Origin of the sequence: Kitasatospora sp. NPDC001539 (assembly GCF_040298565.1) — a bacterium.
Lineage (GTDB): Bacteria > Actinomycetota > Actinomycetes > Streptomycetales > Streptomycetaceae > Kitasatospora.
Genome location: NZ_JBEPAK010000314.1, coordinates 1 through 6,986, shown reverse-complemented (window position 1 = coordinate 6,986; position 6,986 = coordinate 1). Strand labels below are relative to the sequence as shown.

The following is a 6,986-nucleotide window of genomic DNA, read 5'->3' as shown; positions in this document are numbered from 1 at the left end:
GGTCGTCCGGCGGGTAGAACTGCCGGGCCCAGTGCCGCATCGCGCCGATCGGCCCGTCGCCGGCGGCCAGGCGCGGCGGGGAGACGTACCTCTTCGTGGACCAGATCGGGAAGTCGTCGGCGGTGAACGCGAGGGTGTGTTTGAACATCGGACCGGCTAGCAGCCTGGTCGCCGTCCGGCTGACCGCCCGCGCGAGCGCCGGCGGGAGCGAGGCCGGCTCGTCCAGGGCGAAGCGGCTCGCCTGGCGCAGCTGCATCCGGGCAGGGGCGACCTGGGTGGCCATCACCAGGGAGCAGATCCGCAGGCCGAGCGACGGGGTGTGGACGTCCGTGTGCAGGGCGGCGAGCCCGTAGCCGTCGACCTCCACCCGCACCTCCCGCATCCCGACCAGCGGAAACCGCTCCCGCACGCGCATGGAGATGTGGAAGCGGCGCCCGTCGAAATCCACCGGCGCCGCCAGCTCTCCGTGCGGCCAGCCGTGCAGGGTGAGGAAGTGGCCGAGGTCGAAGGAGTTCTCCATGACGTCCTGGGCGTAGCCGGGCATCTCGAAGGAGGCGTGGCGCAGCGGCTGGTCGTCGAGTACGTGCCAGGCGGGGATCTCCCAGTCCGGTTCGCGGCCGTCGTGGTGGCGCCAGACGAAGACCGCGTCGTTCACCTCGCACACGGGCAGCCGGGCGAGGCTGGCCTTGGGCGGTGGCGTACCGTACCCGGTCCGGACGCACCGGCCGTCGGCGTCGAAGGCGAACCGGTGGAAGGGGCAGACGAGGTCGCCGCCCTCGACCTCGGCGAGCCCGAGGTGGGCGCCCAGGTGGGGGCAGTGCGGCCGGACGGCGCGCAGCCGGCCGTCCCGCAGGCGGTAGAGCACGACGTCCTCACCGGCCAGCTGCCGGGTGATCACGGTGCCGGGGCGGAGCTCGGCCGAGAACGCGAGCGCGGCCCAGCCGTCGGGGTAGGGCAGGGCGGGTGGCAGTGCGACGTCGGCCGGGGTCGGGCGGGAGCTGACGGGGTGGACGTGCTGGTGGGACACGCGGTTGGGCCCTCCTGTCGGTCTGTCCGGCGCCGCCCCTCCCAGGCGCTTGGCGTCCGAACCGATGGGAGTTCAGATGCTAGTCATGGACCGCGGTCCTCCGCGCGGCCAACCTCCCGGGAGAGTTAGAAGTCTGATGATCAGTCAGGAGCATGAGCGCAGGTCACAGCTTGGCAAAGTCCGGCCCGCCCCCTAGATGTGCCATTGCACATGTCACATCATGCTCCCCATGAGAAAAGCCATCGCCCTCCTCGCGGCCGCCGCGGCCGTCGCAACCCTCGGCGGCACCGCCGCTTCGGCAGCCGGGCCCGACGCCGCCGACCTCGTCGACACCGGACAGGGGACCCTCGCCTGGAGTTCCTGCAACGACCCGGCCACGCCCGCCCTGCAGTGCGCCATGCTGGACGTGCCGGTGGACTACGCCGACCCGCGCGGGCGCAAGATCAGGATCAAGCTGAACCGGCTCCCCGCCACCGCGCCCAAGGACAAGCAGCAGGGCCCGATCCTGCTCAACCCCGGCGGCCCCGGCGACTCCGGGCTCTGGATGCCCGCCTACATCTCCGGCCAGATCCCCGCCGACGTCGCCTCGACCTACGACTGGATCGGATTCGACCCGCGCGGCACCAACGGCAGCGACCCCCACGTCGTGTGCGACGCCCACTACTTCGACGGCGAGCGCCCCGACTACCAGCTGAGCCAGGGCACTTCGAAGGACTGGCTGAAGAAGGCGGCCGGCTACGCCGCAGACTGCGCGGCCGACTGGTCCTGGCTGCTGCCGCACATGACCACCGTCGACAACGCCCGCGACATGGACAGCATCCGCCGGGCGCTCGGCGTACCGAAGATCAACTTTTACGGCGGATCCTGGGGCACCTCGCTGGGCTCCACCTACGGCCAGCTCTTCCCCTCGCACGTGCGGCGCATGGTGCTGGACAGCATCGTCGGCCCGACGATCAGCTGGTACGACCACAACATCCTGCAGGACAAGGAGCACCAGCGCCGCTTCGACGCCTTCGCGGCCTGGACCGCCAAGGCCGACTCGGTCTACCACCTGGGCACCGACGCCGCCGCCGTCAAGAAGGCCTACGACCAGGTCGAGGACGCGCTGCGCAAGGAGCCGGTCGACGCCGCCCCCGCGCCGGGGAAGATCGGCCCCGCCGAGTTCGAGGACACCTTCTACGGCGGCGGCTACAACTTCCTGCGCTGGCCCCGGATGGCCACCGTGCTCTCCGCCTACGTCACCCGGCACGACACCCAGCCGCTGAACATCGCCTACAACAAGTACGCGGCCCCCGGAACCGACGACGGCACCTTCCCCGCCTACAACGCGGCCCAGTGCACCGAGAACGCCTGGCCGCGCGACTGGGAGGTCTGGAAGAAGGACCAGGCCAAGGTCAATGCCGCCGCGCCCTTCTACACGTACAACAACATGTGGTACAACGCCGCCTGCATGTTCTGGCCCTACCAGGGCAACCAGGCCGGCCGGCTGAAGATCACCGGGAAGGGCCTGCCCCCGGTCCTGCTCTTCCAAGCCACCGAGGACGCCGCCACGCCGTACGAGGGCGGCCTCGCCATGCACGACGCGCTGCCGGGCTCCAAGCTGGTCGTCCAGGACGGCGGCAGCTTCCACGAGATCCTCTTCCACGGCAACGCCTGCCTGGACGACACCTTCACCGCGTACCTGCGCGACGGCAGCCTGCCCCAGGGCAAGGGGCGGATCGCCAAGACCTGCGCGCCCGAGGACGACCCGACGCCGGTGTACGTCACCCCGCCGCCGGCGAACGCCAAGGCACTGACGGCCGCGCCGGCCGCCCCTCTCCCGCCCACCGACCCGGAGGCCCTGCGCGGCGTGCTGCGCTAGGACGGCAATCCCTCCGTTCGTGACGGCCGGGTTGCCCGGTCGGGCTGATCGCGGACGGGAGGGTGGCCGCCACCGGATGAGCGGGGCCGGGGCCGGGTTCGGAAACCGGATCCGGCCCCGGCCGTCCGGGCAGGAGACGGGTTCCACAGCCCGCCTCATCTGCCCGACCTCGCGAATCCACCTGCCGCTGCGCCCGCCGTGCGGCGGTCGGCGGCCGCTCAGGCGGGCCGCAGCCCGTCCAGGACGGCCTCGACCAGCAGGGGACTGCGCAGCGTCTCCTCCGGTCCGGCGCCGAGCAGGACGCGGTAGTACACCGGGGCGTAGAGGAGGTCGACCATCGTGCGGGTGGGCAGGTCGGCTCGGAGCTGCCCGGCGGCCACGGCGGCATCGAGGCGCCGGACGCACCGCTGGATCCGAGGCTCGAGGAAGGTGGCGCGCAGGGCGGCGGCGAGCTCCGGGTCGCTCTGGGACTCGGCGATGATCCCGCGGTAGAGCGTTCCGGTGTCGCCGGTGAGCATGGCTGCCACGCTGGCGAGCTGAGCGGTGAGGTCGGCGGCGATGTCCCCGGTGTCGGGGAAGTCCATGGAGTCGCCGATCCGGTCGTTGACGGCGTCGAGGGCGATCGCGCCCTTGGACGGCCACCAGCGGTAGATGGTCGGTTTGCCGACGCCGGCGGTCGCGGCGATGGCCTCGATGGTGGTCCTGCCGTACCCCTTGGCTCCGGACACCTCGAAGACGGCGTCCAGGATGGCGCGGCGGGCCCGTTCGCTCCGGCGTTCCGGGTTCGGTTGGAGGGTCATGCGGAGAGTCTAGCCCCTCGACGTGACGTTACGTTTCGTTTTGACAGGCCTGCGGGGCCCGGTCTAGCCTCCTATGCGTTACGAAACGTTCCGTCACTCGACTGCTTGTTCCCGCTCTCCGCCGTCAGGAAGACCGCCATGACCGTTGTCACCGCTCCCACCGCCGCCGCCGCTGCCGCCGACCGCTCGTCCGCGTGCCGGCACGTCTCTCCGCACATGTCGTCGCCCGCCTCGTCGCCCGCCTCCGACCGCTTCGCACGAGGGCAGGCGCTCCTGCGGGAGGTCGCCGGCCCCGAGGGCCCCGCCCTCCTGGACGGCCTCGACGGCATCGCCCCGGACCTCGCCCGGCTGACCGTCGAGTTCGGCTACGGCGACGTCTACGGCCGGCCCGGCCTCTCCCTCGCCCAGCGGCAGCTGATCAACATCGCCGCCCTGACCGCGCTGGGCACTGCCGCCCCGCAGCTGCGCTTCCACGTCGACGGCGCCCTCAACGTCGGCGTGGCGCCGGCCGAGATCGTCGAGACGGTCCTCCACGTGGCCGTCTACGCCGGAATCCCGGCGGCGCTCAACGGCATGGCCGTGGTCAAGGCCGCCTTCGCGGCCCGGCCGGACCTCGACTTCAGCCCCGCGCGCAGCGGGACGGACGGCGCCGAGACGCTCCGCGAGCGCCACGAGCGCGGGCTCGCCGCGCTCGACCGGATCGACGGCGAGGCCGGAGAGCGCGTCGTCGCCTCGCTGGCGGACATCGCCCCGGTCCTGGCCGACTACATCGTCGACTTCGCCTTCGCCGACGTCTACTCACGGGCCGCCCTCGACCTGCGGACCCGCGAGCTGGCCACGGTGGCCGTCTGCACCGCGCTCGGCACCGCGGGCCCGCAGCTCCGCGTCCACCTGCACGGACTGCTCAACGTCGGCGGCACCCGGGACGAGGCGGTCGAGGCGATCATCCAGATGGCGGTCTACGCCGGCTTCCCGGCCGCGCTCAACGGGATCACGGCCGCCCGGGAGGTCTTCGCCGAGCGTGATGCGGCAGGCCGAGCGGGGGCGTAGGGCCGCGTCGGACGCCCGTGGCCGCGCCACCCGCCACAGCCACCGCCGCGTGGCGTCGGCGGTGGCGCCCGCCGTCGCTGAGGCGCCCGCCGTCGGCGAGGCGCCCCGTCGGCGAGCCGCCCCGACCGCGGCCGCGCCCCCTCGGCACCTCGATTCCTTGCCCCGACCGGGTGATGGTCGGCGACTCTCCGGCCGCACGGGTGGCGGGGGAGCCGAGCGGACGGCCGGTGCGCATAGGTTCGTCCCCGTGATGGGCAATGACGTGGTCCTGGCGTTGGTGGTCGCCACTGCGCTGGGCTTCGATTTCACCAACGGGTTCCACGACACCGGCAACGCCATGGCCACCTCCATCGTCACCGGCGCCCTGCCGCCGCGCATCGCGGTCGCCGTCTCGGCGGTGCTGAACCTGGTGGGCGCGTTCCTGTCGACAGCGGTCGCCGCGACCATCGCCAGCGGGCTGGTGAACAGTCACGACGTCACGCTGACGGTCGTCATGGCAGGCCTGACGGGCAGCATCCTCTGGAACCTGACGACCTGGTACGTGGGCATCCCGTCGAGTTCCTCCCACGCGCTGATCGGCGGCGTGGTCGGGGCCACCATGGCGGCGGCCGGCTCCTCCGCCGTGAAGTGGCAGGCGCTCGTCGCCAAGGTGATCGTGCCGGCCGCCCTGTCACCGGTCATCGCCGGCGGGGTCGCCGCGCTCGGCACCTACCTCGTCTACCGCCTCACCCGCGGCGTCGCCGACCGCCCGCGCACCCGCGGCTTCAAGACCGGCCAGATCGGCTCGGCCTGCATGGTCTCGCTCGCCCACGGCACCAACGACGCGCAGAAGACCATGGGTGTCATCACCCTGGCCCTGATCGCCAACGGAACGCTGAGCACGGGAGCGAAGGCCCCGACCTGGGTGATCACCGCCTGCGCCGTGGCCATCGCCCTCGGCACCTATATCGGTGGGTGGCGGGTCATCCGGGCGCTCGGCAAGGGCCTGGTGGAGATCGAGGCGCCGCAGGGGATGGCCGCCGAATCGTCCTCGGCCGCGGTCATCCTCACCTCCACCGACTTCGGCTACTCGCTCTCCACCACCCACGTCGCCACCGGCTCGATCCTCGGATCGGGGGTCGGCAAGCGGGGCGCGGTCGTCCGGTGGAACATCGCCAACCGCATGGTGGCGGCCTGGCTGCTCACCCTGCCGGCTGCGGCACTGGCCGGCGCGCTGGCCTACTGGGTCGCCGACGGGATCGGTGGCACGACGGGCGTCGTGGTCGTCTTCGTGGTGCTGGTGCTGGCCTCGGTCGTCTTCTTCATCGCGTCCCGCCACCCGGCCGTCACCCCGGAGAACGTGAACGCGGCGTGGACCGGCTCGGTCGTTCCCACGCCCTCCATCGACGAGGCGGCCCCGTGAACTCCTGGATCAACCTGAGCGCGCTGTGGAAGATCGTCGTGGTCGGCCTGCTCGCCGGCGCCGGCCTGCCCGCGCTGTTCGCCGTCGGCGTCCGTGCCCTCAACCCGCCGGCCCGGACCGACGGGGCGGGCACCCCGCGTGGCACCGCCGGTGCGCTCGGGTGGGCCGTCGCCGCGGTGTGCTTCGCGGTGGTCCTCGCCGCGATCGGCTGGGGCATCTCCGTCATCGTCGCCCACCGCTGACCCCGGGGTCGATCCCCGACCGCGACCCGCCCCGCGCCGCCCGGTGCGCCCAGGTGTGCGCCGGTGCGCCGGGTGGGTGCATTCGCTCAAGTCACTTGGTGAGATACGGACTTGGCGGTCGCGCGCGGTGTGGTGGAGCATGGGCGGGCCCGGTCTGTCGCAGTGCGCTTGCGCTGCGGCCGGGGCCGCACGCGTGCGGCGAGAGGAGGCGGTCCGGTGGGTTCGGTGGCACGTCCGTTTCTCATCCGGGGCAGGGCGGTCCCGCTGGCCAGGTATCTGGCGGAGGAGGAGATCGAGGGCCTGGTGGCCTGCTCGTGCATCGGGAACGAGGTCACCATCGACCTCGGCGACACCCGGATCCTGGTCGTGCTGTCCGACCTCGCCGGGGTGGTGCGGCTCGACTTCCACATGGTCCAGGACGGCCCGGCCAAGGCCCAATGCTGGTGACTTTAGGTTGTGTCGCGCGGGGTGACGGTTGGTGTTGCTGGTTGTGGTGGTGGCCAGTTGTAGTGCTGGGCGCGCTTGAGGGGCCAGTTGGACATCTTGCGTTTGATGACTCGCGGGCAGGTCCGTTGACGGCGCGGAGGCAGCAGGCGTTCGGTGA

7 protein-coding genes are annotated in these 6,986 nt (G+C 72.2%); 5 read left to right on the top strand and 2 right to left on the bottom strand.

The features are described from left to right. A partial coding sequence (locus tag ABT247_RS30265) for a Rieske 2Fe-2S domain-containing protein (protein WP_350748873.1) occupies positions 1-1,027 on the bottom strand: 1,027 nt, incomplete at its 3' end. Positions 1,028-1,256: 229 nt separating this feature from the next. Here ABT247_RS30265 and ABT247_RS30260 point away from each other — a divergent pair. Beyond that, positions 1,257-2,888 (top strand): alpha/beta hydrolase, encoded by a 1,632-nt coding sequence (locus ABT247_RS30260; RefSeq protein ID WP_350748870.1) that lies wholly within the window; start codon positions 1,257-1,259, stop codon positions 2,886-2,888. Positions 2,889-3,106: 218 nt separating this feature from the next. On the opposite strand, the gene ABT247_RS30255 is transcribed toward ABT247_RS30260, so the two are convergent. Further along, positions 3,107-3,688, bottom strand: a complete 582-nt coding sequence (locus tag ABT247_RS30255; RefSeq protein WP_350748867.1) for a TetR/AcrR family transcriptional regulator — start codon at positions 3,686-3,688, stop codon at positions 3,107-3,109. Between the two features lie 138 nt (positions 3,689-3,826). Between ABT247_RS30255 and ABT247_RS30250 the strand changes: the two genes are divergently transcribed. From ABT247_RS30250 to ABT247_RS30235, 4 genes are all read left to right on the top strand, one after another. Then, positions 3,827-4,738 (top strand): carboxymuconolactone decarboxylase family protein, encoded by a 912-nt coding sequence (locus tag ABT247_RS30250; RefSeq protein ID WP_350748864.1) that lies wholly within the window; start codon positions 3,827-3,829, stop codon positions 4,736-4,738. Positions 4,739-4,988: 250 nt separating this feature from the next. After that, positions 4,989-6,140: an inorganic phosphate transporter gene (locus ABT247_RS30245; RefSeq protein WP_350748876.1), complete on the top strand. Its 1,152-nt coding sequence runs from the start codon at positions 4,989-4,991 to the stop codon at positions 6,138-6,140. Then, the gene (locus ABT247_RS30240) at positions 6,137-6,382 is read left to right on the top strand and encodes a hypothetical protein (protein WP_350748861.1); all 246 of its coding nucleotides are present in this window, start codon (positions 6,137-6,139) and stop codon (positions 6,380-6,382) included. The genes ABT247_RS30245 and ABT247_RS30240 overlap by 4 nt, the downstream gene beginning before the upstream one ends. Before the next feature lie 216 nt (positions 6,383-6,598). After that, on the top strand, positions 6,599-6,829 hold the full coding sequence (locus ABT247_RS30235) for a hypothetical protein (RefSeq protein WP_350748858.1): 231 nt from the start codon (positions 6,599-6,601) through the stop codon (positions 6,827-6,829). Positions 6,830-6,986: the final 157 nt, after the last annotated feature.

Coding starts and splice junctions, on each gene's coding strand:
- ABT247_RS30260 (WP_350748870.1), top strand. CDS start 1,257: ATGAGAAAAGCCATCGCCCTCCTCGCGGCCGCCGCGGCCGTCGCAACC.
- ABT247_RS30255 (WP_350748867.1), bottom strand. CDS start 3,688: ATGACCCTCCAACCGAACCCGGAACGCCGGAGCGAACGGGCCCGCCGC.
- ABT247_RS30250 (WP_350748864.1), top strand. CDS start 3,827: ATGACCGTTGTCACCGCTCCCACCGCCGCCGCCGCTGCCGCCGACCGC.
- ABT247_RS30245 (WP_350748876.1), top strand. CDS start 4,989: ATGGGCAATGACGTGGTCCTGGCGTTGGTGGTCGCCACTGCGCTGGGC.